Origin of the sequence: Pseudomonas sp. SWRI92 (assembly GCF_014268685.1) — a bacterium.
In the GTDB taxonomy this organism is placed as follows: domain Bacteria; phylum Pseudomonadota; class Gammaproteobacteria; order Pseudomonadales; family Pseudomonadaceae; genus Aquipseudomonas; species Aquipseudomonas marvdashtae.
Genome location: NZ_JABWQY010000010.1, coordinates 68,465 through 94,006, shown reverse-complemented (window position 1 = coordinate 94,006; position 25,542 = coordinate 68,465). Strand labels below are relative to the sequence as shown.

Annotated in this window: 24 protein-coding genes and 1 tRNA gene; 8 read left to right on the top strand and 17 right to left on the bottom strand. The window is 57.9% G+C overall.

What is annotated here, in order from left to right; genetic code table 11:
* Positions 1-3: 3 nt before the first annotated feature.
* Positions 4-4,704: an RHS repeat-associated core domain-containing protein gene (locus tag HU762_RS16775; RefSeq protein WP_186638896.1), complete on the bottom strand. Its 4,701-nt coding sequence runs from the start codon at positions 4,702-4,704 to the stop codon at positions 4-6.
* Positions 4,704-5,450: a DUF4123 domain-containing protein gene (locus tag HU762_RS16770; RefSeq protein WP_186638894.1), complete on the bottom strand. Its 747-nt coding sequence runs from the start codon at positions 5,448-5,450 to the stop codon at positions 4,704-4,706. The genes HU762_RS16775 and HU762_RS16770 overlap by 1 nt, the downstream gene beginning before the upstream one ends.
* A 399-nt stretch (positions 5,451-5,849) precedes the next feature.
* Between HU762_RS16770 and HU762_RS16765 the strand changes: the two genes are divergently transcribed.
* Genes HU762_RS16765 through HU762_RS16750 form a run of 4 tightly spaced genes read left to right on the top strand, consistent with a single transcriptional unit; the run spans position 5,850 to position 8,053 of the window.
* On the top strand, positions 5,850-6,596 hold the full coding sequence (locus HU762_RS16765) for a 2OG-Fe dioxygenase family protein (RefSeq protein WP_186613164.1): 747 nt from the start codon (positions 5,850-5,852) through the stop codon (positions 6,594-6,596).
* Positions 6,597-6,609: 13 nt separating this feature from the next.
* On the top strand, positions 6,610-7,047 hold the full coding sequence (locus HU762_RS16760) for a GNAT family N-acetyltransferase (protein WP_186639053.1): 438 nt from the start codon (positions 6,610-6,612) through the stop codon (positions 7,045-7,047).
* Positions 7,044-7,757, top strand: coding sequence for an AzlC family ABC transporter permease (locus HU762_RS16755; protein WP_186638892.1), 714 nt, complete (start codon positions 7,044-7,046; stop codon positions 7,755-7,757). Before HU762_RS16760 ends, HU762_RS16755 begins: the two co-directional genes overlap by 4 nt.
* Positions 7,736-8,053: an AzlD domain-containing protein gene (locus tag HU762_RS16750; RefSeq protein ID WP_186613168.1), complete on the top strand. Its 318-nt coding sequence runs from the start codon at positions 7,736-7,738 to the stop codon at positions 8,051-8,053. Before HU762_RS16755 ends, HU762_RS16750 begins: the two co-directional genes overlap by 22 nt.
* Here the strand turns inward: HU762_RS16750 and HU762_RS16745 are convergent.
* Positions 7,970-8,893: a LysR family transcriptional regulator gene (locus tag HU762_RS16745; protein WP_186638890.1), complete on the bottom strand. Its 924-nt coding sequence runs from the start codon at positions 8,891-8,893 to the stop codon at positions 7,970-7,972. The two genes, HU762_RS16750 and HU762_RS16745, sit on opposite strands and share 84 nt — an antisense overlap.
* Before the next feature lie 339 nt (positions 8,894-9,232).
* On the opposite strand from HU762_RS16745, the gene HU762_RS16740 reads away from it, so the two are divergent.
* Both HU762_RS16740 and HU762_RS16735 read left to right on the top strand, forming a co-directional pair.
* Positions 9,233-9,643, top strand: a complete 411-nt coding sequence (locus tag HU762_RS16740) for an MbcA/ParS/Xre antitoxin family protein (protein ID WP_186613172.1) — start codon at positions 9,233-9,235, stop codon at positions 9,641-9,643.
* On the top strand, positions 9,643-10,320 hold the full coding sequence (locus HU762_RS16735) for an RES family NAD+ phosphorylase (RefSeq protein ID WP_186638888.1): 678 nt from the start codon (positions 9,643-9,645) through the stop codon (positions 10,318-10,320). Before HU762_RS16740 ends, HU762_RS16735 begins: the two co-directional genes overlap by 1 nt.
* A gap of 39 nt (positions 10,321-10,359) precedes the next feature.
* On the opposite strand, the gene HU762_RS16730 is transcribed toward HU762_RS16735, so the two are convergent.
* The 5 genes from HU762_RS16730 to HU762_RS16710 form a co-directional block, all read right to left on the bottom strand.
* Positions 10,360-11,517, bottom strand: coding sequence for an AAA family ATPase (locus HU762_RS16730; RefSeq protein ID WP_186638886.1), 1,158 nt, complete (start codon positions 11,515-11,517; stop codon positions 10,360-10,362).
* A gap of 171 nt (positions 11,518-11,688) precedes the next feature.
* Positions 11,689-13,296, bottom strand: coding sequence for a methyl-accepting chemotaxis protein (locus HU762_RS16725; protein ID WP_186638884.1), 1,608 nt, complete (start codon positions 13,294-13,296; stop codon positions 11,689-11,691).
* Between the two features lie 255 nt (positions 13,297-13,551).
* Entirely contained in the window at positions 13,552-13,830 is a 279-nt protein-coding gene (locus HU762_RS16720; protein WP_186638882.1) for a DUF3077 domain-containing protein, read from the bottom strand.
* Between the two features lie 411 nt (positions 13,831-14,241).
* Entirely contained in the window at positions 14,242-14,388 is a 147-nt protein-coding gene (locus HU762_RS16715) for a hypothetical protein (RefSeq protein ID WP_186638880.1), read from the bottom strand.
* Between the two features lie 235 nt (positions 14,389-14,623).
* Positions 14,624-15,406 (bottom strand): hypothetical protein, encoded by a 783-nt coding sequence (locus HU762_RS16710; RefSeq protein WP_186638878.1) that lies wholly within the window; start codon positions 15,404-15,406, stop codon positions 14,624-14,626.
* A 452-nt stretch (positions 15,407-15,858) separates the two neighbouring features.
* On the opposite strand from HU762_RS16710, the gene HU762_RS16705 reads away from it, so the two are divergent.
* Entirely contained in the window at positions 15,859-16,500 is a 642-nt protein-coding gene (locus HU762_RS16705) for a BRCT domain-containing protein (protein WP_186638876.1), read from the top strand.
* Between the two features lie 172 nt (positions 16,501-16,672).
* Here HU762_RS16705 and HU762_RS16700 read toward each other — a convergent pair.
* The 6 genes from HU762_RS16700 to HU762_RS16675 form a co-directional block, all read right to left on the bottom strand.
* Positions 16,673-16,748 (bottom strand) — tRNA-Thr (locus tag HU762_RS16700).
* 384 nt (positions 16,749-17,132) lie between these two features.
* A complete protein-coding gene (locus tag HU762_RS16695; protein WP_186638874.1) occupies positions 17,133-18,386 on the bottom strand; it encodes a methyltransferase in 1,254 nt (417 codons plus the stop codon).
* Positions 18,367-19,056, bottom strand: coding sequence for an ABC transporter permease (locus HU762_RS16690; protein ID WP_186638872.1), 690 nt, complete (start codon positions 19,054-19,056; stop codon positions 18,367-18,369). The genes HU762_RS16695 and HU762_RS16690 overlap by 20 nt, the downstream gene beginning before the upstream one ends.
* Positions 19,053-19,748, bottom strand: a complete 696-nt coding sequence (locus HU762_RS16685; RefSeq protein ID WP_186638870.1) for an ABC transporter permease — start codon at positions 19,746-19,748, stop codon at positions 19,053-19,055. The genes HU762_RS16690 and HU762_RS16685 overlap by 4 nt, the downstream gene beginning before the upstream one ends.
* 78 nt (positions 19,749-19,826) lie before the next feature.
* Entirely contained in the window at positions 19,827-20,579 is a 753-nt protein-coding gene (locus HU762_RS16680; RefSeq protein WP_186638868.1) for an ABC transporter substrate-binding protein, read from the bottom strand.
* Positions 20,580-20,592: 13 nt separating this feature from the next.
* Complete coding sequence (locus HU762_RS16675; protein WP_186638866.1) at positions 20,593-21,366, bottom strand: ABC transporter ATP-binding protein; 774 nt, start codon at positions 21,364-21,366, stop codon at positions 20,593-20,595.
* Between the two features lie 371 nt (positions 21,367-21,737).
* On the opposite strand from HU762_RS16675, the gene HU762_RS16670 reads away from it, so the two are divergent.
* Entirely contained in the window at positions 21,738-22,175 is a 438-nt protein-coding gene (locus HU762_RS16670) for a carboxypeptidase regulatory-like domain-containing protein (protein ID WP_186638864.1), read from the top strand.
* Positions 22,176-22,184: 9 nt separating this feature from the next.
* Here HU762_RS16670 and HU762_RS16665 read toward each other — a convergent pair whose 3' ends face one another.
* The 3 genes from HU762_RS16665 to HU762_RS16655 are packed head-to-tail and all read right to left on the bottom strand — an operon-like array spanning position 22,185 to position 25,511.
* The gene (locus HU762_RS16665) at positions 22,185-22,631 is read right to left on the bottom strand and encodes a hypothetical protein (RefSeq protein ID WP_186638862.1); all 447 of its coding nucleotides are present in this window, start codon (positions 22,629-22,631) and stop codon (positions 22,185-22,187) included.
* A 40-nt stretch (positions 22,632-22,671) separates the two neighbouring features.
* Positions 22,672-24,906 (bottom strand): ATP-binding protein, encoded by a 2,235-nt coding sequence (locus HU762_RS16660; protein ID WP_186638860.1) that lies wholly within the window; start codon positions 24,904-24,906, stop codon positions 22,672-22,674.
* Positions 24,903-25,511, bottom strand: coding sequence for a biliverdin-producing heme oxygenase (locus HU762_RS16655; RefSeq protein ID WP_186638858.1), 609 nt, complete (start codon positions 25,509-25,511; stop codon positions 24,903-24,905). Before HU762_RS16655 ends, HU762_RS16660 begins: the two co-directional genes overlap by 4 nt.
* Positions 25,512-25,542 lie beyond the last annotated feature (31 nt).

Sequence of the window (25,542 nt, the reverse complement as noted above, 5' to 3'; positions counted from 1 at the left end):
TTTTCACTCCTTAAAGTAGTAGTGTTCTTTGGTGTTGCTAATTTTTCCAGTTCTTCTGTTCTCAATGGGGCGCAAATTAAAGTGCGCTTTCTGGTCGCCCCTGTTATTTGGTTGTTTAAATTGATGTCCGGCAGAGTGGTCTTGGATTATAACTTTAGAATCGTCAGGGCGTGTGAATTGATATTCGCGAGCCAAGATTGGTTTTCCTTCGCTGTTTAAAACGCTCTCGCCGGAACTATTCGTCATTCTTGCATAACTATATTGGTGTGTTTTTCCTGTGGTGGCGTCGTAAACAAGGTCTGGTTGCTGAGCCTTTGGTATGCCGGCGTCTAATTTTGCGCCCCTAAATGCGCCGTGGCGAGAAAGTTTAGGCAGCGAAGGCTCGTTTTTTGGTTCGCGTTCAACTCGCTCATCTTTACTTCCTGGGCAGCGAGCATTCAACCCCAACGGATCCACCCACCCCGTCGGGTTCAGGGTATACCGATACCCGTTGAGCCCACCCGCCAGCTTTATCGGATCCGCCGTCAGGTACCGTCCCGTCTCCGGATTGTAGTAGCGATACCGGTTGTAGTGCAGGCCGCTTTCCAGGTCGTGGTATTGCCCTTGGAAACGTAGCGGTTGGTGCAGTCGGGGGCCGTCGCCGTGCCTTAGTTCGGTGAGTTTGCCATAGCCGTTGTAGCGCGCCGCCCAGACCACTTCGCCTTGGTGGCTAGTGAGTTCCTGGGGCGTGCCGAGGTGGTCGTTGTGGTAGTAGAACGGCGTGGCTTTTTCTGGGCCTTCGCCTTCGAGCAGGGCGAGGGGGCGGAAGGTTCCGGGTTCGTAGATGTAGCTTTGGTAATGTTGGTCGCTGCTTTCAGCGATGACCTGGTCGCCTTGCCAGATAAATTCGGTGGTCTGGTCGTCCACGGTCTTGCTGATGCGTCGGCCGAAGGCGTCGTAGCGGTAGGACGTTTCGCTGCCGTCCGGGCCGGTGACGCCGATGAGGCGGTGTTGGCTGTCGTAGCGGTATTCGGTGACCAGGCATTGGGCCGTGCCGCGGCGTTCGCGGACGAGGTTGCCGTAGGCGTCGTAGTCGTAGTGGCGGTCGCCCTCCATCAATAGGCGGTTGCCCTTGAGGGTGGTCGGGCCGGGGCGGTCCTGCATCAGCAGGTTGCCGGCCGGGTCGTGGGCGAAGCGTTCCGGGGCTTGGCTGTGGGCATAGTCGATGCGCAGCAGGCGATCTTGCTTGTCGTATTGGTAGCTGCGGCGGTTTCGTGTGTCGGACAGCGCGGCGAGGTTGCCGCCCGCGTCGTAGGAATAGTCGCGCCAGAACAGCTGTTGCTGTTGGGTTTGCCACACGGTCTGGGCCTTGAGGCGGCCTTGTTCGTCGTAGCTGTAGTCGCTGAGCAGCAGGCCCTGTTGGCGTTGGGTTTCGCGTCCGCCTTTGAAACGGTGCTCGGTCAGGCACGTGCCGTTGAGGTCGATGGCGATCAGCGCGCCACCCGGGAGGTGGCGATAGTCGAGGGTGCTGCGATCCGGCAGGCGGCAATGGATCAAGCGACCGGTGTTGTCGTATCGATAACGCAGGGTGGCCCAGCCCTGGTGTTCGGCGACGAGGCGGTCTTGCGCGTCGTATTCGTAGGCCAGCGGCCAATGGCCGTCGTCGACGCTGACCAGGCGCCCTAGGGCGTCGTAGCGGTAATCGACGGTCGTGCCGTCGGGCAAGGTCTTGCGCAGCAGGCGTCCGGCAGCATCACGCTGGTAGGCGGTGACCTGTTGGCTGCCATCGGCACCAAACTCGGTCTTTTCCAGCAGGTGGCCGTTGAGGTCGTAGGCGTAGCCGGTGCGCTGGCCGTCGAAGCCGGTTTCCTGTCGGATCAGTCCGTTGGGCGTGTAGTCCAGCTGATATTTTTCACCGGACTCGTTCTCGATTTCCGTCAGCAACAGCCGCGCCGAGTCGTAGCGGTATTTCAGTTCGCTGCCGTCGGGGTTGAGGCGGCGGCTGATCAGGTGCAGGTCGTCGGCGTATTCGTAGCGGGTGATGCGCCCCAGTTCGTCGCGTTCAGCGGTGACCTTGCCGTAGGCGTTGTAGCTCCAGGCGCGGGTCGCGCCGGTGGGCAAGGTGGTTTGCAGCAAGCGGCCGACGGCGTCCCATTGGTAATGGGTGATGGCGCCGTGTTCGTCTTGACGACTGACCTGTCGGCCGAGCTCATCGTAGGTGTATTGAAGCAGGCTGTCGTCGGGCAGGCATTCCTCAACCAATTGGCCGAGCTTGTTCCAGGCCAATGAATGGAGGCTACCGTCGGGGTGGGCAATGTGGATCAGGCGACCTTGGTCGCTGTAATGGTAGTCAGTGATGTTTCCATCTGGATCGGTCTGCTGGGTGATGTCACCTTGTTGATTGCGGCGATATTTCCAGCTGGCTTCGCCACGGTGGACGTCACTTACGAATCCATTGATGTGCTCGTAAATCACCGCCTCTTCTTCTGGCGGAATGACCGCTATCAGCAAGCCGTCTTCGTCGTAGCGATATTCGGTCACGGCGCCCAGCGGGTCTTGCTCCGCGATCAACTGACCCTTTTCGTTATAGGCCTTGCGATGCTGCGCACCGTCCGGATCGGTCTTGCTGGTCAGCCGCGCCTTGTCGTCGTGTGTATAGGTCTCCTTGCTGCCGTCCGCATTGGTTACGGTGACGCTACCTTTATCGTCCCAGGCATAACGCGCTTGCATCTGGGAAAAACTGGCCCAGTGACGAGTGCAGCGGGCCAGCTTGCCTTCGTTCTCCCAGTCCCAGAAAAAACTCGCACCGCCGGCCAGTTGTCGCTCAACGATGACGTGTTGCTCGTTGTAGCGGTAACGCTCGGTTTCCCCAGCGGCATTGGTCGCCTCGACCAGACGGTGCTGGGCGTCATACTTGTATGAAACCAACGTCTGGACAGTCGTCCAGCACTGTTCCAGGGTGTCCGCCGGCTGGAACCGTTGGTAGTCGAGCGCGATGATGCGACGGTCGTCGTAACGCAAGAGCAGGCAGCGGCTTGCGCCGTTTTCCAGGCGTCTGATCTGCCCGCGACCATCGCGGGTAATGTGCAACCGATTGCCGTAGCTGTCGCTGATGGCAACCAGGGGCGCTCCATCGTTGCGAAGCTGGAAATGGTAAAAGGAGGGGCGCTGACCTGCTTGAGCAACGATCAGTTCGTTGGGATCGCTACCGAGGTAAATAGCTGCACGGGAGAGGCTGTTGGTAATCGTAGGACGCTGCTTGCTAGGACGGGGGAAGGGCGTCGACCGATTTTCGTGATCGGTCCAGATGACCTCGTTACCCTTGATTTCGAGCCGATGGGCCAGCGCATGGCTCCAGCCGTAGCCTAGGCCGCAGTCGACTTCCACCGCGCTGGTTCGGTACAGGCGTGTCCACTCGAAAGGCAGCAGACCGTCGAGTTGGCCATCGTTGAGCGTCAATAACTCTTCGCCGGTCACCATCGAGACCGGGCATTTGTCGGTGCAGGTACGGGCGGCGGGCTCGGCGCTGTTGCCGGTCGGTGTCGTTGCCTGCTTGGAGGCATCGTCGCCCGTTTTGCCAGCGACTAACCTGGCGTTTTTCTTGGCATCGATGCGTAGCTCGACCGCGCCTTTTTTCATCGGCGCGGCCATGCCCCGCACCGCCACCGGAATGTACTTGGCGACATAGCCCATGAAGCCATTGATGATGGCGAATACGGACTCTACGAAGCCTATTACCGCCTTGAAGATGATTTCCCCGTATTTCTTTACTCGCGCCGCGAGATAGATGACCCCGGATCCCTCGGCAACCAGTGTCAGGACAATCGCCACCACAATATCGATTACGACGCCCATGGCTGCGGCGGTGGTCATCCTTGCGTAATCTTCGGCCGTTTGCATCGGCGGCAGGCTCGCCAGCCAGATCAGCGCGCAGCGCATCATCAGGAAAAGCGCGGCCTCGTCGCTGGCCAACAGCATGGCCTTCTTCATGACCTCGGGTGTTTGTTTGGCCACCTCGATGAGACGAAGGGCCCCTTCGCCCAATTCATCTCCGAATTTCGCCGGGTTCTTCAGGATTTCAAAGACCAGGCTGATGCCATCCCACACGCCTTTGATAGCTTCCCAGCCACCCTCGAGAATGCCGCTGCCCACCGCCAGGGCGGTACCGGACAAAGACAGGCTTGACCACTGCTGCCGGTATCCCGCTGGGCCTTCCCATTTGTTGCGCAGGAATTTTTCCAGCTCGCCTGTCAGCCCGTCATAACTACTGAACAGCGCATCGATCTGAGCCGGGGTGACCTTGCTGTGCACGCGTATCTGGTAGTACTTGCCGGGAACACCGTCAGCCCAGCGGGCCTTTCCTTGAGCGTCCAGCTTGACGGTGCTGGTTGCCCCAGTGTCGACATCGACGATATCTACATCGATATCGCCAATCGGGATGTCGTAGACCGACTCGAACTTGCTTTCGATCAACAAGGGCCCTTTCATAGGGCACCGCGCTACGTTCGAGTTGAAATCGCCGTCAGTCATGCCCACCGATTTCTGGCTGTCACCGATCTTGATGACGCGCTCCATGCCCGTGAGGGAAGGCAGGTCCCTGAGTCGGCTGAAGTCATCGGCGCGTTGTGCATACCAGGCTTGGGTCTGCTCTTGATAACGCTTCAAACTGTCCTTGAATGTCGCCAGTTCCTCGTCGACGAAAGCAATGTGAGCCTTTGCTGACATCAACCTTGCTCCTGAATCAAATCATTCAGCAGCGCTTCCCGAAGATTGTCCCGAGCACCCGCTTGCCGTACGTAGCGGCTGACTTTCAGTCGGAGATTGCTTTTGGGCCAAGCGGTAAACAGATACAGGTGTTCCTCTTCCAGCCACTGCATCAGGCCGTCCAGTGACACTGATGGGTTCTGCTTCGCCAATGCGTCAGACAAGTCCCTCGGCATCTCCCACCATGGCCAATCCCTCGCCGCCGGCACTTTCCTGGGCGATGTCTCCAAGGGTTTGCCATTGATCAGATACCGCTCAAAGACCGGCAGCAGGTTTCCGGCTTCGGCGCCCAGGCCTTCAAGGATTTGCTGGAGGTATCGCCCATCCCAAAACCGGAAGAACACTTCATTGCCGTCCGGCATCTTTACTTGCGTAAGGCTGCGCAGGTGCGCCAGCACCGTTTCCGGCTCACAGCGGGATACCGCCAGCCAGCCCCAATCGAGGGCCTCGGTTTGTGCGATCCATGGCAAGAGCGCCGAGTCGGGTTCGAGCTGGGCGACATAGGGCATCACTGGTTGCCAAGTGGCATAAGGTGTGTCGCCCCAGATGGGAAGCAATGGATGAGCGGGGCCGGACAGGCGAAAGGCTTTCATCGCATCTGATTCGCTCGCCGCGCTGATCACCAGATAAAGGTGCTCGTTTTCCTGCAGCGGCTGTTGGGCCAGCCATGCCACAGGATCGAGGGACATGAATGCCTGTGTTGCCATTGAGGCTTTCCTTCGAAGGGGGGGAGGTCCGGGCTTTCACCCGGCGAAGACGACACTCAATCAAGGATCAAGCCAGGTTCTGCGAGGGCCCGTGAACCGGCGTTTCCGTGCGGTTTCAGACAGTTGAAGGCGGGGCGGCAGGGGATTCGGGCAAAAAATTGCCTGACAACTTGCGTAGTACTGCGTCAGATCTTGCGCATCTTGGTATGAGGAGGTTTCTTGCGGCGGTTTGCCTTGAATATCGGCGTTGCACAGACTGTTCTGCTGGCGAAAAGTCGTACTAGTGAAACTTTTTGCCCCGTTTCAATCTGGGCTTTAAATGCCTCAAATACTTTTTCATGGACGCAAATCCTGCACCTAATAGATTAGTCCGCTCAATGCAGTGGAGACCTATGAAAAATGATCGTTCTGAACAGGGAAGTGGGCGAAGCGCTAAGGCGTGACAAATACGTCAACGTCCGCGGTGGAGACTTCAACCTCTACGGTCATTTCGGCGACTTTGTCCGGCTGACCAAAAGCTGGGAAAACATGGAGCCCGACAGCTATTACGGCCAGGCCGAGTCAGGCATGCGTTTCCGCCGCTACAGCGATTTCGAATACAACCCCACGACCCGCGAACTCAAGCAGCTTGAACACCGCGCCTATGTCCAGTCCAAAGCCAATAACAGCTACGTCGGCGGGCTGGAGCGACACTTCGAGGATTTCTCCAACGAAGTGATCAATTCGCCCGTGATGCGCAGCCTGATCGACACGGACTTCGACGTATACAAAAACGTTCTGCCGCAGGAACTGCATGATGAAATCTGGCAGTGCCAGATCCATCAGATCCGTATCGAGATCAAGCCGGGCAAGCAATTGGAGATCACTCCCGAAGGCATCCATTGCGATGGGTACCCTTTCAGTGGTGTGCATTTCTGGGGTCGCAATAACGTCGCTGGCGCGGAAAGCCGTCTCTACAGCGCCCAGGAAGAACAATTGGCGGCGACCACTTACGAGGACATCCTCGATACGACCTTTTTCCTTGATCGGGACATGCGCCACTATGTGACCCCCGCCCGCAACACCCACAGCCATGAAATGGCGTTCAGGCAAATCCTGGCGATTTCGTTTTCGCGGCCCGGGACCGCTTTTGACATTGTTCGCTGAACAGCTCGAACCCATGGAGGACTCGGTGCCGCAGATCCTGTTGCGCCGAGCCATGGTCAGGGACGCCGAACGATTGGAGCAATTTTTTCGCGGTTTTGCCGAGGTGTCGTTCTGTGAATGGCAGGATGCGCGGTTCTTGCGTGGCGTGCTGTTGCAGGAAACCACCACCGCCTACATGGCTTTCGATGCGACGGGTGACGTCGTAGGCGCGGTCATCGGCGGTATGCTGGGCACTCGCGGGACAATCAATCACTTGGCAGTCAGCTCGAGGCATCGCACCCAAGGCCTGGGCCAGCGCCTGGTGGAAGCGGCATCCGCTGACATGAAACGGGTCGGCGTGCTGCGCATGTTCCTGTTTGTCGACGAGACCAATCTGGCCGGCAAGCGCTTCTGGGCTGCCCAAGGGTTCTGTGAACCTCGGGGCGAAATCACTTTCGAGAGGGATCTATGAACAAGACTTCCAGCCAGCCGCTGGCAGTCGAACCACAAGCCTCGCGAACCTTTGCTGAAGCCAGTCCGGTAGTAGCGGGTTATTTCACGGTTTCGTTTGTGTTCGGTCTGATGGCGGTCAACGCCGGGTTGCCATTGTGGCTCCCGGTGGCGATGTGCCTGTTCGTTTATGCAGGCGCCTCACAATTCGCGGCGTTGGCATTGATCTCCAGCGGGGCGTCGTTGACTACTATTGTGCTCACCACGTTCCTGATCAATGCGCGCCACATGCTCATGTCGGTCTACATGGCCAAGGCCTTGCGGGCGTTGGGACTCAGTCGTTTCGAGCGCTGGTGCTACGCGGCGGGGCTCACGGATGAGTCGTTCGCCTTCCACAGCGTCAAGCTGGGCACCGGGGCGCCGGTCAGTGTGCGCTACCTGATCGGTTTCAACCTCTTTTGCCACACGTCCTGGGTGCTGGGCGGCTTGTTGGGAGCCGTTTGTGCGCAATACGCGGCACACCTGATCAAGTATCAACTCGACTACGCCTTGACTGCCATGATGCTCTACGTGCTGGTTTCGTTGTGCAACACGCGCAACAAGCTTATCGCGGCGCTGGCGGCAGTTATCTGCATGGGCGCGCTGAGCCTGATGGGCAGCTCGCCATTCAACGTATTCATCGCCACGTTCGTTGGCTGCGGGGTGGGCGTATGCCTGACCAAACGTTCCTGATCCTCGTCGTTGCCTTGATGATGGCCGTGACCTTCCTGCCCCGCGCCTTGCCGCTGCAGGTCAATACGGACAACTGGCCGCCGTTTGTCGCCCGTGCGCTGGAATACCTGCCGGTGGCGATCGTCGCCGCCATCAGCCTGACTCCGCTACTGATCAAGGACCAGCAGATACAGCTCGACCGTCCGGAGTTCTATGCCGCGATTCCGACGCTGTTATGTGCGTATTTCAGCCGCAACCTGTTTCTCAGTGTGGCGGTGGGCACGGCGGCGTACATCGCGCTCGGTTCGTTCCTGTAGGGTCAGGTCGACGACATCGTGCAGCGCCTGGTCGGACAGCTCGGGATTGTTCACCGCCAGGCGTACTTCCAGGAAGTCCTCGAAGTCCGGGAATATCGCCAGTCCGTTGCGCATCGCCGCGTCCCGGGAGACAAGCCCCAAGCCGTCGAGCTGAGTGATCAAAGACAACGTCAGCGTTTCGCTGCAGGAGTAGATCATTCGCTGGCTCGGTCCGTACTCGCCGAGGCCCGCATCGAGGAAGCGCAGGAAACTGTGGGAATACGGACATTCTTCTGCCGGACGTACCTGGAATTTGTCGCCAAGCAGGCCAAGGGAATCGTCCTTGTCACCACAATGGGCGCCGACGACCTGCACCTGCACGCCCGGCATGGGGATGCTGGTAAAGCCATTTTGCTGCCCGATCAGGATCGCCAGGTCAAAATGCTCGTTCTTGAGCTTGCTCAGGTTCTCCATCGACTCGGCGTAACTGAACTCCAGTTGGTACTGGGGAAAAACCGCGATCAGGCGATCAATTATCCGCCGGTTGAAATCCGCCGTCAGCGTGGTATTGAGCGCCACCTTCAGGCTGCGCTGCCTGGGCGTCTTGAGCGCCGCGACTTTTTCTTCCAGCTGTCGCGTGGCCGCCAGAACCTGATCCATGAACGGCGTCAGTTCAGAGCCTTGGCTCGTCAACGTCAGGCCTTTGTTCGAGCGTCGGAACAACCGAAACCCGAACTGCTCCTCGACCTTGTTCAATTGCGCCGCCAGTGCCTGCACCGTGAGGCACGACTGTTCCGCTGCGGCCGACAACGAGCCGGTCTGCATGATGCGCATGAGGTTGCGTAAGGTTCTGCTATCCATGAGGTAATGCCCTCTGCTTAAGTGGGCTCGCTGTTATTTATGCACCCGGCCCCGGCCTGGCGGGGCGATGGTCGCTATCATCAAGCACCTTGCCACGGTTGTCGCGGTTTTGTAGCGAAAAGCGCCGGCAGGCGATGATTGGAGCTTAAGTGGGATTTTCGGTTTCTGCTGGTTCGGCTTGTCTGTTGATACCGTTAATACAACGACAAGATGTTCCGTTGCAGCGAACCGGTCGGAAAATTATGGTTGCAGCTGTTCGCTTGCGAATTAAAACTTAAATTTTATACATATATGTACTACTCTCTACGCATCACCCAGTAACAAAGGAGCCCAAAGCTCATGGCGACTTCCTCCATCAACCTCAGCGCCCAGCAACAACTGGATTCCCCGGATGCGGGTCGAGTCGCGTTGAAGTTTTTCTTCAATCTCATGGAGCTGTGGGGCTGCAGTGTCGAGCAGCAGCGCACGTTGTTGGGCAAAGTCGGAAATACGACCTTCTACAAATACAAACAATTGCCTGAAAACGTCAGGCTGCCGCGGGACACCCTCGAGCGTATTTCCTACCTCATGGGTATTCACAAGGCGCTGAGCATCATCTTCAGTAACAGCCGAGACCGCGTATATCAATGGGTCAGCAGCCCGAACACGGCGGCACCTTTCAACGGCCAGTCGGCGCTGTCGTACATGCTGGTGGGGCGGGTGGTAGACATTGCCGATGTGCGGCGATACCTCGACGGAGTGCGCGGTTGATGACGCCACCGCTGGCGGACCCGAAATGGAAGCGGGCCTATAGGATCGTCAACAGCAGCTTTCCGCCAATCACGCTGTTCGAAGATGTGCTTGACCCGGATGACCTGGCCACCGCCTACGCCCTGGAAGCCCTGACCAATGACCGGCTCATGGAAGAAGCCGGCGTGCTGTCCCGGGTACGCTCTGAAGATCGGGTCTCCGGTCCAGGTTCCTCGCCTGTGATGGCGGCGTTTACCCACATCGGTAAAAGCAGTCGCTTCAGCGATGGCACGTTCGGTGTCTATTACGCCGCCAGCAGCCAGGAAGCGGCCATTGCCGAGACGTGTTACCACCAGGCTCGGTTCTTGAATGCGACCAACGAGCCTGACCTGGAATTGACCATGCGCACCTACGTCAACCGCGTCGTCAAACCCTTGCACGACATCCGCCACGATTATCCACACCTGCACAATCCAGACCCCACGGCCTACGGCCCGTCCCAGGTGTTCGCCCGGGAACTGCGCGCGACATTGTCGTGGGGGCTTTTGTACAACAGCGTTCGGTTGCCCGGTCATGAGTGCGTCGCCGCTTTTCGACCGCCAGCGGTATCGATTCCGGTGCAAGGCAAACATATCCGCTACGTCTGGAGTGCCCAGAAGCGGGAGATTTCGTTTGTGTTCGAGGTGAATCGAGTGTGAGGCTGAACGCAGAAAGTCTTGTTGTTCACGGCTTATGAATCAAGTTGCCGCGATCAGCGCTTGTTCTTCCAGCCATAATTCCTGAACGAACGGATCAGTAATCGCGTAGATTCCATGCCCCCGACGCATGATGATATTTTCGGCCACCAAGGCAATCACTACGGGTTGGATTTCTTCAATACGCACATCCCGACCTACGGCTTGAGAATATTCTGCTGCAGCGTCAACGGAAAAAATCCCGCGTGCATCCCCTGTCGTCGAGGCAATTTTGTTGAAGATAGCCTGAGCCAAACTGCCCAGTTGCTCTACCTTCTCAAGTTCAATATTTGCCGCGGCGGAACGCAAGGTACTGGCGATGACGGGCAAGAACAAATCCGGATCGCCCTCTTGCTGCAATACCTGTCTAAGGGCTTTAAGCATCTCTTCCGGGCGGTTGCCAAGTGTAGCGAATGCCTGGGTAGCGATATCAAGGGACGGCAATTTTTGCTGACTGACAGTCATCGCCAGGCGGTTTAGCAGGTACTCGACATAATCGCCCTTCAAGACTGGATACGCCGTAGAAGTAGCTCCGGAGAAAGCCTGGTTACGTTTCGCTGTGAGTTCGCTGACCTGCGCTCGGTGAGAGCCGGTGCCGATGAACAGAAAGTAGCCCGGGGTATCGGGGCGGGGATTGATGGCGTCACGAGCGGCTTTCAGCGCGAGCAACATTTGATTGCCGTCTTCAGAGGCGATCGCGTGTTGAACCTCATCGACGATAAGCACCAAATCAGTCTTGGTTTGATCAACCACTTCGGTGAATGCTTGCGCAAGCGTCGTGCCCCCGACGTCACCGACTCCTTCAAGTTTGAACCCGAACTTGAACCCTGCCGCACCGATGTCGACGCCGCCGACCCGCTTGAATGTTTTAAGCAGGCCAGACGTAGGCGTTTGTAATTCCTTTAATGTCTTGCGAACGGCGTCGTGCAGTAAGGTGGCCGGATTGGCGAGGGTATCGCTCCAAAGGTCGACGTAAATGACGAGCGCACCTTCCTTTTCCAGCGCCGGAATCAGGTCACTTCGCAAAAACGTGGTTTTACCGGTTCTGCGCAACCCGGACAGAAACAACCCGGAACGCAAGCCTTCGTCAAGAACCCCCGGATTGAGAAGCTGATTGGCCATGCTTTCAGCCAGTTCCGGACGCTGGAAAATGCTACTCATGCAATTATCCTGTTTTATGGATTAGCCATAATTATTGCTGAGCCATAATCTAGCATAAGGTTCATCTCAGATAGGAGGCGAAACGTTTGCATGTTGACCAGGACGATTGGAAGGGCTGCAACGCAGCCGACAGAGGCGAACTCCCGTACCAATGGGCGCAGGCGCAACTGATCAAATCTTGAACTGCTGCACCGAAGATTGCATTGACCCCGCGGCGTCATTCAACTCGTCTGCCGTGTGTTGCAGGTTGTGAATGGACAAAGTGTTGTCCCTGGATTGCGCTGCAATCGCTTCCACCCGCTGAGCCATTTCATCACTGGCCTTGGATTGCTCGGCGATGGTGTGGGAAATTTCCTCGACCACTTCCGCAGCATGCCGCGCACCGGTACGGATTTCGCTGATGGACACTCCGGCCTGCTGGGCCAGGTTCACGCCTTCGTCCACGCGGCTGACGCATGCTTGCATGTTCGCCACTGCATCCCGGGCGCTGGTCTGGATGCGTCCGATCATCGTAGTGATTTCCTGGGTGGATTGCGTGGTGCGGGCCGCCAGGTTGCGTACTTCATCGGCCACCACCGCAAAGCCGCGCCCGGCCTCACCGGCGCGGGCCGCTTCAATGGCGGCGTTCAGCGCCAGCAGGTTGGTTTGCTCGGCGATGCTCTTGATCACTTGGATGATCGAGTGAATGTCCTCGGAAGACGCATCCAGTGCGGTGATTTTGCCGGAGGACTGGTTGACCACCTCAGCGATCCGGTTCATGCCTTCCACCACGCCGAGAATCACCTGGCCGCCGCTGCTCGCCAGTTGCTCGGACTGCGCCGAAATCGTCCGGGCGCTGTCGGCATGCTGATTGATCTGGCTGATGTTGGCGATCATCTGCTCCATGCTCGCCGCCATGCTGGTGGCGCTGTGGGCTTGCTGGTCGGCGCTGGACACAATTTGCCGCGCGGTATCGCCCAACGTGCGAGAGGTGCCATGCAAGCCATCGCTCTGACTGCGGATCGTCGCGATCATCTGCCGCAAGTTGGATTGCATCTGCTCGATCACACTTTGCAGTTGCCCCAGCTCATCATCGCCATGAGCGCCCATTGAATGCTGCAAATCGCCTTGGGAAATCGCCTGGGTGTTGAGGATGATTTTATTCAGCGGCGTGAGCACGGCTTTAAGCAGGCTCCACGACAACAGCGCCAGCGCCACGCAGGTCGCCAGCAACGTGACGATCAGCCAGCGTTCAGAAGTATGAATGCTGTGGTCCTGATGCTCGCGAGACGACTTCGCCTGGTCTTCGATCAGCTCGCTGACCGCCTCGTTGCGCTCCTCCAGGGCCTCAAAGGCCTTGTCGAACTCGGCCCGCAACGCCCGGCCATCCTGAGCGCCGCTCAGCGCCTTGCCAATCACCTGCTTGGCTGAAGCGATATAAGCGTCGGCCTGAGGCTTCAACTCGGCAATCGTCTGGGAAATCGTCCCCGGCAAACGAGCCTCGGCGTTCTCGGCGATCACCTTGCGCATCCGCTCCGAATGCTCATCGAATGCCTCGGTCACTTCCTTCGCGCCGGCGGCATCGCCTGGCGCAACCAGCAAAGCAGCCAACACATCGCCACGAATGGCGTCATGCATCATGTCCGCCTCCATGTGCTTGCGCATGGCTGAGATACTGGTCTCGTTCTGTGCCAAGGCGTCGATCATGGCGTTATAACCCCACAGCCCGATACCGCCCAGCAACAGGGCAAAAAACAGACTGACCAACCCCGAACCTACAATCTTGGTGCGGATTTTCATCGTTTGCTGCTCCTGGAGCGGGGATTCTGGGCAAGTGTAGTTGAGCGCCAGCGGAGCCTTTGGACAGGCCATGCTCTTATTTGAGGGTATCGGCGGGGGAAAAAATTAGATGAATATCCACAAGCTCGGTGGACCATGAAACATGGTCAGCCCGTGGCGAGGGGCTTAGCGAAACGTCGCCACGGGGTGTCCTTCCGTGCCTGCAGACGAAACTCAATGCTGCCGCGCTCAGCAAGGCAGCATTGCGCCAGCCGCTTAAGCCGGATTATTCCCCGGAGCTTCCAGCACCTTAACCACGTCATCAATGACGGCCTTGCTCATATCCTGCAAATAACACGACGCCCAGGCATACCGATCCGCACCGCGAATCATCGCCGCGTCCTCGGCTAACAGCTTGGCAATGTGGAGCAGGTCGGAAGCGTGGGATAGGGCTTCGCCGAGGGGGATGCCGCTGTTGACGCGGAATAGCGGGCGGTCGGAATGGTAGGAGAAGGGGGTTAGGCCTGGGGTTTTTAGGTCTTGCGGATTTGGCATTGTCTGGCTCCTTGACTGTAAGAGCCGCAACCGTCCTTTCCTACGGGATTGGGTCAGCAATCGTGGCGCGATGCTGGCAGCGTCCTTTCAGATCCCGGAAAATCAAAGCCAGGCATCTAGGCATTGGGAGTCCCATTGCCCCAGAAACAACAAAGCCCTCGCATTTCTGCGAGGGCTTTGTTTTGTATGGTGCCGGCACCAGACAGACGGTTTCTTGCTGCAAGGGTATGGGATTCGCGGGGCTGGAATTTGATGGATTTTCGGGCGTACCTCAAAGGGTCGCATAAATAAATCAGCTAGTTATGGCGTTTGGTGGAATCGAATCGGGAAGTATCTAAACCGGGTGGCCTTATAGCGCACCAAAAATCGAGAAGGAGGCCGAAGCGGCCTCCCCCCTTTTCCCTCTACCTCTCAGAAGTCAAAGGACAACTGTCCCGGCGGGCTACGGAAGTGATCGGTAACGTCTTCCCAGCGGCCGAAGCGGAAGCGCGGATAGCGACGGACGTAGACCGATTTGACGCGATTTGCCGGCGAGCGGCGGTATTGTCTGGATGCCATAGTGGCAGATCTCCTGTAGCTGTGTGGTGGCTGGAGAACTGCTCTTGGCTGGCCGGCTACGACAAGCTTCCTTGCCACAGGCTGACACAGCTGATAGATTTCGAGCGCTAACCTGAAATCTGCAGAGCAGAGCAATGGCGCCAACCATCGCTTTTGTTTTTGTGTAAGGCCACTGAAGCGCCAACTTCAGTGGCCTTTTTCATTCGGGGTTACCCCTCGGGCTTAGTCATCCCCTCTATTCATCTTCAACTGCAAGCCGCTTTTCGACTTTTCTGAGCATCGCTTTCACGATGAGAAGGTCTTCCTCTTCGTTGATGACGATGAGCGAGTCCATCCCTGGACCCTTTATCCGTACTGTGAATTTCCCCTCGAGCTCCGGCTCACTGTGCCGATTATGTTCGAGGATCGGCTGGTTATTGACTGCTGGAGCGGAGCGGGTGGCCGATGTGGCGCTTGGCAGCGCTACTGTTTTTTCGATGGGCGCTGACTGTTCGCTGTCATCACCATTTTTTCCATTTTCGATCACTTCATTTGCTGCGTTTGGATGGGAACTGGACAGGACATTGTCCTCTCCCAGTAGGCCGCATTGTTTCGCACCTTCGAGAAAGTAGCCTTCAACTCGAGAGGCGAACTGGTCAGGTACCCCAAACTCTCTGATCAAGAGCTTCTCGAAATGGGCCACGGGGAGCGTTTTGCTCTGGAATCGATCGTGAATAGCTCTGAAGAGTGGAGGCGAGAGAAAGGCCTTCATTCGGGCCTGCTTACCCTCGTCCTCGTCATATGCAAGCGCTATATCACGAAAAAGTTGCGTAACCTTCAGTTGCCCCAATTTGTTGGTAATCAGTGAATACTTAACTGCGGCTCCAATTAAGCCTTTGAACGCTCCACTTGTATGCTGCTTGTTAAGCTTGTCTCCCGCCAAAGCTGAACTGCATTCGCCCCCAAGGTCGTTTACGGCTTGGGCGACTGCCAAACAGCTTTTCAGAGACGCCCTAGGGTAATCAATTTGCTTAGGCATGACCTGAGCCTCCTCTAGTGATGGCTGGATGGTAATTGAGCGGCCTTGGTTGCGCAAGAACTAGGAGTGCTAGATTTTGTGCTTTTATTTCTATCGGCGTGGCTTTTGACCTTTCGCTGCTTGCGGGTCCTGATCGCGAGGGGAGTCTGCGGATTTTTGAGGGGCTGGTAGTTGACGTCGCCGGCAAACTAAAGGCCCGTAGGCGCAAGGCGAAGGAACCTTAAGAGCCCCAATATGGACGATGTCGGAGCCCGCCTATGTGCTAAGCGCACATTAAACGACTGCCGCACCTGCGCGGAAAAAAGGGGACCGGAAAAAAGCGAAAAAAGGGGACGGATTTATTTTCTTATCAAAAAACGGGGTTCTGCGCGCAGGAATGCTAGGTTTGAACACACCATTCCTCAGGCAGCACCGCTTCAATGCCGGGCCAACACACCCGAAGGAGCCCCGTAATGGACCTACACAACGAGTTCGAAAACAGCAAATTCTTTCACAACGCTCGTATTGATCGACGTGCTGCCGATGCCTTGGTCGGGCTGGCCGCTGGGATTACGGCCGACGGTGTCGTGAACGTCAACGAAGCGGTTTTTCTAAAGCAATGGTTGGAAAACAATCTCGCACATCTGAATGACCCGGTGATCAATCTGCTCTATTCGCGTTTGGCCTCCATGCTTCAGGACGATGCTCTGGACCCTGACGAAGCTCTTGAGCTGCTTAACATCCTGCGTAGTTTTTCTGGAGTAGGCATTGAGAAGTCGCAGGTCGGCGGAGCTATGGCTGTTGCTCCTACGGACCTTCCATTCAATTCACCGGCTCCTGACTTGATGTGGGACGGCCGGTTGTTTGTATTTACAGGCGTAATGGCTTTTGGCCCGCGCAAAGATTGTCAGGCATTGGTCGAGGAGCGTGGCGGTTTGATTGGTGGTGGTGTGAGCAAGAAGGTGCATTACCTGGTGGTCGGCAGCGTTGGTAATGAGCAGTGGCGCCACAGTACTTACGGAACGAAGATTATGAAGGCAGTGGAGCTGCGGGAGGCGGGGGCTTCGATTGCGATTGTGGGTGAGGACCACTGGCAAAAGATGCTGTTTGGTTGAGATTGCTTCCGTCGTGGTGTTCTAAAAGATTGCCCATCTTGGCCGAAAGATTTTCGGTGGGTTGACGGCCTCATCGCGAGCAAGCTTGTTCCCGCAGGTTTCAGCATGGGGTAAAAGTGGACGGTCCAGAAACAACAAAGCCCTCGCATCTCTGCGAGGGCTTTGTTTTGTATGGTGCCGGCACCAGGAGTCGAACCCGGGACCTACTGATTACAAGTCAGTTGCTCTACCAACTGAGCTATACCGGCGTGTGGGCGACGATTATAGCGATTGGGTGGTTTCTGTAAACCCCTGAATTCTGACTATTTTTAAGTAAGCCGCTGATCCTGGATGCAATTGCGGATGGGCGGTGTCTGCGGGGTGCGAAAAGTACGGCTGCTCGGTGCTAGCGATAAAGCGGAAAACTCACGTTCCGTTCCAATAAAACGCGCCTTTATATCGGTTTGTCCCGGCGCTTATGCACAATCGACACAACCCCGCCGGCCGCAATTTTCAATTTTGTGACAGCCTTCTCGTCCAGCCGCAAATACCTGTTTTCATGGTTTTTTATCCATGTGAACAAAAAATGAACAGCTTGGAAACGGTCAGGAAATTACGGTTTCGTTGGATCCAGGGCTATTTCATCAACAGAGTTATCCACAGGCGGTTTGGTGTGGGTGCCGCTCCGCCAGCAGCATTATATTTCTCGGGGTGAGGGGTGTGTCGCAGAAGGTGCCCAGGCGAACTTCATAACCCTTTTGCACGAGGAAGAGCGCCCGATCCAGCGCCAGCCAAAGCTCCAGCGGCCGTCGGAAAAGGCTTCGCACCAGTTCAAGGTTGCGCACCTGCGCCAAACGCTGGTAACCCGCGGCCTCCAGTGCTTGCCAATCAGGCGAGCCGGCTGTGGATAAATGCTTGAGGGCCGCGAGATCGATGCAGTATTGGGCGAAGGTTTTTTCCAGCCAGGCGCTGGGGAGCGAGGGCGTGGGTAAGTACTCGTCGCGCCCCGTGATCTGCCGTTGCAGCTGGTCGAAAGCCAGGCGCCGGGCCATGGATGTGTCTCGTTGACGTCGGACGCGCTCGCCCGCGGTGACGGTTTCGGTCTGCGGCAGGCTGAGATCATCGAGCGATAGTTGTAGGGCAGAGCCTTTGGCTGCGTCGGACAGCGGCTGATACTCCGAAGCGCTGATACGGTTGTAGCAGCACGGGGCGATCGCCATGTTTACGCAACCGCTGGTGCTCGCCAATTGCATGAGTCGCACGTGCAAGTCACCGCAGGCGTGCAGCGCTACGGGTGTGTATTCGGGCTGAATCGCTTGGGCTGCATCCGCCGCCAGCACGTCTTGCTGCCGATGCGTGGCGGGCACGTGGTGGCGTTGGCTCAGTTGCTGGCCGCTGGCGACCAGGGCCGGATCGTATTCCAGGCAGGTCAGTTGCTGGTTGCCCTGCAGCAGGCGTCGACCCAGGTGACCTTTACCGGCGCACCAGTCCAGCCAGTGAGTCGGTTGCGCGGCGAAGTGCAGGCGACTGGCGAAGGCTTCTATCTGTTGCCATTTGCGGCCAGGTACATCGACGTTGAGGCGGTGGATTGACGCTTGCAGCTTCTTGGTCGGCAATTCCGGAACGGCGCTCAAGGTGCAGGAAATGGCCGCCAGCTCAGGGAACGGGGCTGGTGCATCTTCGATCAGCCAAGGTTGGTGATGGTCTGCTTCTGCATTCTCCAGCGAACGCTGGCGTAGCCATCGGGCCAATTCGGGGTGAGACGTTTCCCAAGCCAATTGCAGATGGGTGAATGGGCGCGGTTTCCAAAGGGCTTGGTGCGCCGTAAGAAAAGCATCCAGGGCCATGAAACGGGCGAGCAACGCCTCGCCCGTCAGCACACCCGCGTCAGCGTCCCTGGCAAGCATCGACGCGTAACCAGCGTTCCAACTGCTTGAAGCCTTGCACCAGGATGAAGGCCATTAGCAGATAGAACATGCCTGCCGCGAAAAAAATCTCTACCGGCATGTAGGTCCGGGCAATGATGGTGCGCGCCATGCCGGTGAGTTCCAGCAGGGTCACGGTGCTGGCCAGGGCGCTGGCCTTGAGCATCAGGATCACTTCGTTGCTGTAGGCCGGCAGGCCGATGCGCGCGGCGCGCGGCAGGATGATGTAGAGCAATGCCTTGGGACGCGACATGCCCAAGGCCCGCGCGGCTTCGATCTCGCCCCGGGGGATGGCCTGGATCGCGCCGCGCAGGATCTCGGCAATGTAGGCGGCGGTGTGCAGGGTCATGGTGACCGTGGCGCACCAGAACGGGTCCCGCAGGTATGGCCACAACGCGCTGCTGCGTACGGCATCGAACTGCGCCAGGCCGTAGTAGACCAGGAACAGCTGAACCAGCAACGGAGTACCGCGGAAAAAGAAAATGTAGGCGTAAGGCAATGCCCGCACGTACCACAAACGCGATGAGCGGGCGATGCCCAGCGGAATCGCCAGTAACAGGCCGGCGATCACGGCGATCGCTACCAGTTCAAGGGTCAATGTGGCGCCCTGGGCCAGTTTCGGCAGCCACTTGATGATGACGTCCCAGTTCATTGGGCGCTCCTGGTAAATCCACGGGCGGCGCGTCGTTCCAGCAAGTGCATGCCGATCATGGCGAGCACGGTCAGGCCCAGGTACATGAGCGCGGCGACCATGTAGAAGGTGAAGGGCTGCTTGGAGATGGTCACGCCGATTTGCGCATGACGCATGATTTCTTCCAGGCCGATCACCGAGACCAGCGCGGTGTCCTTCATCAGGATCATGAACAGGTTGCCCAGGCCGGGCAGGGCGATGCGCCACATCTGCGGCAGGATCAGCTTGGTGAAGATCCGCCATTTCGACAGGCCCAAAGCGACGCCGGCCTCGCGATGGCCCTTGGGAATCGTCAGGATCGCGCCACGAAACACCTCCGTGGCATAGGCGCCGAAGCATAGGCCCAGGGCAATGACGCCAGCGGCGAAGGCGTTGAGGGCAAGGTCGGGATTGCCGAAGTACTCACCCAAGGCACGCATCAGGTTGACGGTGCCGAAATAGATCAACAGCACCCAGAGCAATTCCGGGATGCCGCGAACCAGTGTTGAATAAGTGCCGCCCAGCCATTGCAGCGGCTTGTATGGCGAAGTCTTGGCCAGGGCACCGAGCAGGCCGAGCACCAGCCCCAGGCAGAGGGCCGTGAGAGCCAACTTGACGGTCATCAGCGCGCCAGCGGCGAGCGCCGGGCCGAATCCGTAGAGATCGATCATCATGGGTAAGAATTCATATCGCGGCAGGCTTTGCTAAGGGTCGGCGCTGCCAGATGGCTGCGCCGGCCAGGCACGTCAGGATCAATAGATGCTGAACGGGAAGTACTTGTCGTTGATCTTTTTATAAGTGCCGTCGGCAATGATTTCCTTGAGCGCGGCGTTCAGCTTGTTGCGCAGTTCATCGTTACCCTTGTGCACTGCGATGGCGATCTTGTCGCCCTCAACCACCGGATCACCCTTGAATTCGTAAGTACGGCCAGCTTCGGTTTTCAGCCAGTCGTAGTTCGCGTATTTGTCTGCCAGGATCCCATCGAGACGGCCGGAGGTCAGGTCCAGGTAGGCGTTTTCCTGGGTGTCGTAGAGTTTCAGTTCGACGCCCTCCATGTTGTCTTCCATCCAGGTGCCGGCGAGCGTGGAGCGCTGTACCCCGATGACCTTACCCTGGAGAGACTCTTTATCGACTTTGAAATCAACGTTTTTCGGCGCAATGAATTGCAGTTTGTTTGAGTAGTACGGGTCGGTGAAGTCCACAGCTTGCTTGCGCTCTTCGTTGATCGACAACGAAGAGATCAGGAAATCGAACTTCTTGGCCATCAGGGCCGGAATGATGCCGTCCCAGTCGGAAGTGACCACTTCGCACTCGACTTTCATCTTGGCGCACAGGGCGTCGCCGATGTCTTTGTCGAAACCCACGACTTGGCCACTGGCGTCCTTGTTGTTGAACGGTGGGTAGGCTGCTTCGATGCCCATTTTCAGTTTGTCGGCGGCCATGGCGCTGGCCGAGAAAACCAGGCTGGCAGCAGCGGCCAAGAGAACTTTCCTGTATGTCTGCATATGTACTGCTCCGTTAGCGGTTGCTGGACATGAATTGTTTGCAGCGCGCCGAAAGCGGGTTTTCGAAGACCTGCTGTGGCGATCCTTGCTCCTCGACCAAGCCCTGATGAAGAAACACGACTTCGCTGGATACCTGACGAGCAAAACCCATTTCGTGGGTGACCAGCAGCATGGTGCGGCCTTCTTCGGCCAGGGCGCGGATCACACTAAGTACTTCCTGGACCATTTCCGGGTCAAGGGCGGAAGTGGGCTCGTCAAACAGAATCACCTTGGGCTGCATCGCCAATGTACGGGCAATGGCAGCGCGTTGCTGCTGGCCGCCGGACAATTCGGCAGGGTAGGCGTGGCGCTTGTCGGCGATACCGACCTTGGCCAGCAGGGCTTCGGCGACTTCGATGGCTTCGGCCTTGCTCTGGCCGAGCACCCGGCGCGGGGCTTCGATGATGTTGTCCAACACGCTCATGTGCGGCCAAAGATTAAAGTTTTGAAATACAAAACCAATCTCGCTGCGAACGCGGTTGATCTGCTTGCCGTCGGCGGCTATCAGCTCACCATTTTTTGCGGCCTTGAGTTTGAGCTCTTCACCTGCCACCAGGATCTGGCCCTGATTGGGGTTTTCCAGCAGGTTTATGCAGCGCAGGAAAGTGGACTTGCCGGAGCCGGAGGAGCCCAGGATCGAGATCACGTCGCCGTCGCGAGCGGTCAGCGAGACGCCTTTGAGCACCTCCAGCTGTCCGTAGCGTTTGTGCAAGTTGCGGATTTCAAGCGCGGGCGTGGCCTGGGCCATGTGCGGTCCTCATGATATGTGCTCCCTTGCTGTTGGCAGCCTTCCTGGCGAGGCGGCCAAGCTAGCATGCGCCCCAATGGCAGCCAACAGCGCTTCAGACGGTAAGCCGGCGTTGTGTGGCAGGTTGTCGCATCGGCGCAGCAGACTGTCGCGCCATCAACAACCTAACGGCCGTTTGAACCTGGTTTGCCGGTGAAAAGTCCGGGGGGTCGCGTAAAAAAAGGCGCGATGGTGCCAGCTTTGGGCGGGGGTTGGAAGGGTTAATCGGATGAGCGTATTCCGATCCGCAGTCAACTCAACTTCCAATCGATCTAAACCCCGCGTCCGTGGACCCATCAAATGAGGGCATCCCGGAATTAGGAGTGGTTGCCATGAACTCGTTATACCGCCTCATCGTTTTAGGCGCGCTGTTAATCCCCTCCATGCTCAACGCCACCAACCTCGCGCCCATAGACAATACAGGCGTCCAGGTCCAGCCAACGCAGCAGAACGGCGTCACTTATCTGTCCGGCGGTATCGGCGAGGACGAAGCCCGGGCCATCGGTCAGGCTCAGGGTTACAACCTGCATATGACCTTCGCGATCGGTCCGGAGAACAAATACGTCCCGGATGTAGACGTGACCGTTCAGAAGACTTCAGGACAGACATTGCTGACGCTCAGTGACGCCGGGCCGCTGGTTTATGTGCAACTGCCACCGGGCAAATACACAGTGGTGGCAATTCGCAACGGCGAGGAGCGACGCGACACCGCCGAGGTAGGCAGCGGGGCCGCACGCAAGCTGGTTTTTCACTGGAACAATAGCGAGTAGCGAGTTGACTCACTCGCCCGCGGCTTCTTCCATCGATTGGCGGTAACGGTCCAGTGCTTCGCTGAAGTCCTTGATGAACTCCGGGGTGCTGAGCCAGCGCTGCGCCGCCTCGCGGTCCATGTCGTCGGCCCACATGCGGTAGTCCACCAGCATATCGGCCGCCAGGTTGGTGGCGGCCATGCTTTCGTTTTCTGCGCTCTTCAGGTCCAACAGGCCCGGGCGCTCGATGATCATTTCGCTGACGTTCGCCAGCAGCGTGTCGAGCATCTCGCTGCGGCTTATGGCCTCGGCTTCGCGCAGTTTGGCGAACAGCTCCAGCACGTAGACCGGCGGCTGGGCGGTGGCATGCGCCGGATCGCCGTACATGGGGGTGGATTTACGTCCGGTCATGCGCAGCTGCTTGGCTTTGTCTTTGGCGCGCTTGGCGCGTTTTTGCTGTTTGTTCAGGGAGGCCATTGGGCTTCGGTTTCCAGTTCGTTAGGGGACGGTGCCCGGCTCAATTGATTTTTGGCACGGTGAAGCGGAATTCGCTGCCCTTGCCTGGTTGGCTTTCGGCGAGCAGTTTACCGCCATGGGCCTGCACAATCCCCTTGGAAATGTACAACCCAAGGCCGGTACCGTTCGGGTTGCCTTCCTTGTTGGTCCAGTATCGATCGAACACATGGGGCAATTGCTCTGGTGCGATACCTTCGCCGGTGTCCCGGACGCAAAATACAATTTCATCGCCCACGGACATTGCGCTGATGCCCACGAACCCTTGATGCGGCGTGAATTTGATGGCATTGCCGATCAAATTGGACAGCACCTGGAATATCCGCTCGGGATCGGCGTTGATTCTCAGGTTGGGTTCGGCGTGGAAAGAGATATCGATAGTCTTGGCAGAGGCCAGCGGCGTCAGCAGCGAGCACGCGTCCTCGAATATCTGGCTGACGTCCATCGGCTGGGGATGGATGGTGTAGCGCCCAGCGTCGATGCGCGAAGTATCCAGCAGGTCTTCCAATAGCGCGTTCATCCGGCTGGCGGCCTGTTGCATGGTGTCGATGGCTGAGGCAATTCGCTTTGAACTGTGGGAGCCGTCGGAGCTGAAGGCCTTTTGCATCATGCCGCAAAGCATGGAAATGACCGTCATCGGATTGCGCAAGTCATGGGATACGACCGCCACCAGTTCATCGCGCGCCTGCACCGCCTGGCGTTCCTTGCTTACTTGCCGGGCGAGATCATTTTCCAAGGCTGAGCGACGCAGGTCATTGGCGGCGAACAGGTCGCCATGGCTCCATTTGGCGCTGATGCCGGCCATCTCGACTTTCCAGATTTCGAACGATGTGCGTGGTTGCAGGCGTAGCCCGGTCTCGCTGTTTTCCAGGTCGAGGGGTTTTTGTGGGTCGCCGCTCCAATGTATGGTCTGCTTCACTTCGGGACGAAACCACAGCACGCCGTTGTCCACAGGTTTGGGCAGGTGGATCGCCAGCACACCGCTCGCGACGTCTTGATAAGCCTTGGCCGGGGCGTAAACGTTGCCCAGGTTGTGGTGAGAAAATACCGGTTGGCCTGTCTCCATTATCCACTTGTGCAATTCACGGATCTGTTCAGGTTCCGGGCATTGGCCGTGGCGATGCAGTTTATTGTTTTCGAAGATCGCGACGCCGTGGGCGCCGGTGAGACCTATCAGTCGTTGCGGCTCGCGAGACAAACCGTCGAAGACGTTGTCGCTGGATTCGGCCATGACAGCAGCAAGGGCCTGGAGATCTTCCAACTTGGCGTCCCGTTGGCGGGACAGCTCAAGGGCTTCCATCGCGCTGATCTGCAGTGACAAGATCTGGCCGATGTTCTGGCAGGCCATGCGCATTTCGTGCGGCACATGCAGCGGCTGGCGATTGCCGCAACTGATCAGCCCCCACAGTCGTTCACCTTCCATCAGCGAAATGCTCATGGACGACAATACGCCCATGTTCTTCATGTATTGGCGATGGATCGGCGAGACGCTGCGCAGCGTGGAAAAACTCAGGTCCAGCGGCGCCTGGGTATCGGGGCGCAACTCGGGCACTAGCGGTATCGGCGCATAGTCGGCGTTAGGAATGATGCGCAGCCAGTTGGTGCGATAGAGCTCACGCGCCTGCTCGGGAATGTCCGACGCGGGAAAGAACAGACCCTTATAGAGTTCCATCGATGGCGCGCTGGCCTCGGCAATGACCTGCCCGTGACCTTCTTCCTCGAAGCGATAGATCAGGACACGGTCGTAGCCGGTCATGGCCTGGATTTCCCGCACGCTGATTTCGTACAGGGCTTGAAGTGTCTCCGCGCTTTGCAGGCGCTGCAGCATACGGCCCAGGTTGGCCTCGCCGCTGACGCCTTCGGGACGGTAATCGCTCAGGTGTTGTTCCAATTCAACGATCAAGGCGCCTTGATGACGGTGGATCAGCGCGTCGAAGCGCTGCTGGTTTACGACGACTTCAAGGGGGACATTGTCCGTTTCGGCGTCGGTGCGACAAGCGTCCAGAAGGATTGCAGCCTGTTCTTGCCCAAACAGTGCGTCCAATGTCTGTCCCAGTAACCCGTGGGGCGCGTGCCCCATCAATAGCTCTGCGTTGGCACTGACCTGTCGGATCACGAAGTCAGGTTCGGACAGCATCAGCAACACACCATGAGGCTGAATGGCGCCGGGGAAGCGAATCGGCTCGTCGGCACAATTGGCCAGCAACTCTTCGAAGGCTTCTTGGTTTCCCGGGTTCATAACAGGACCTCCTGACTGTCCAGCCAGCGTTCAAAGCAGATAAAAGTCGCCTTGGCGGCGTGTGTGGCTTCGAGCATCTGGCTGTCGCCGAGGTTCCGGTCGGCCAGGTATTGAAGGAAATCTTTCCAACGCCGGCCGGTGAGGTCGCCATAAACGTTTAGGAACGCTGCGCCGCTGGATGCGTCCAGGCCAAGCTGCTCGGCCACTCTGCGCCGCAGAATCTGCCCACCCAGCGTTGCGCCTTCCAGAACGTAGGAAACGCCGAGTGCCGCCGCCGGTGAGTTGATCTGCGGCAGGAGTTCGCAGGTGGGCAATGTATCGACCGTCGCTTCGTCCAGGCCTAACGCCATGAGATCTGCCCGCAACACCGGCAGCTTGATGCGTAGGGATTGATCCAGCCCGGTCGGCGTGTGCGCCAGAACGTGAAGCAGCTGTTCCAACGGCTTATAAAAGCCGTGATAGGCCGCCATCAACCGTCGGTACCACTCAAGATCCAGGCGCTCGGAAAAAAATGGCAGGCGTTTCTCCAATGCAACGTGCAGCTCCGCGGTTTCGGTCCGCAGGGCCTGGATAAGCGAGGAAGGGCGAGCGGCCGATGAAAACATGCAGGATAGAGCTCTTCGAATGAAGCGTTGC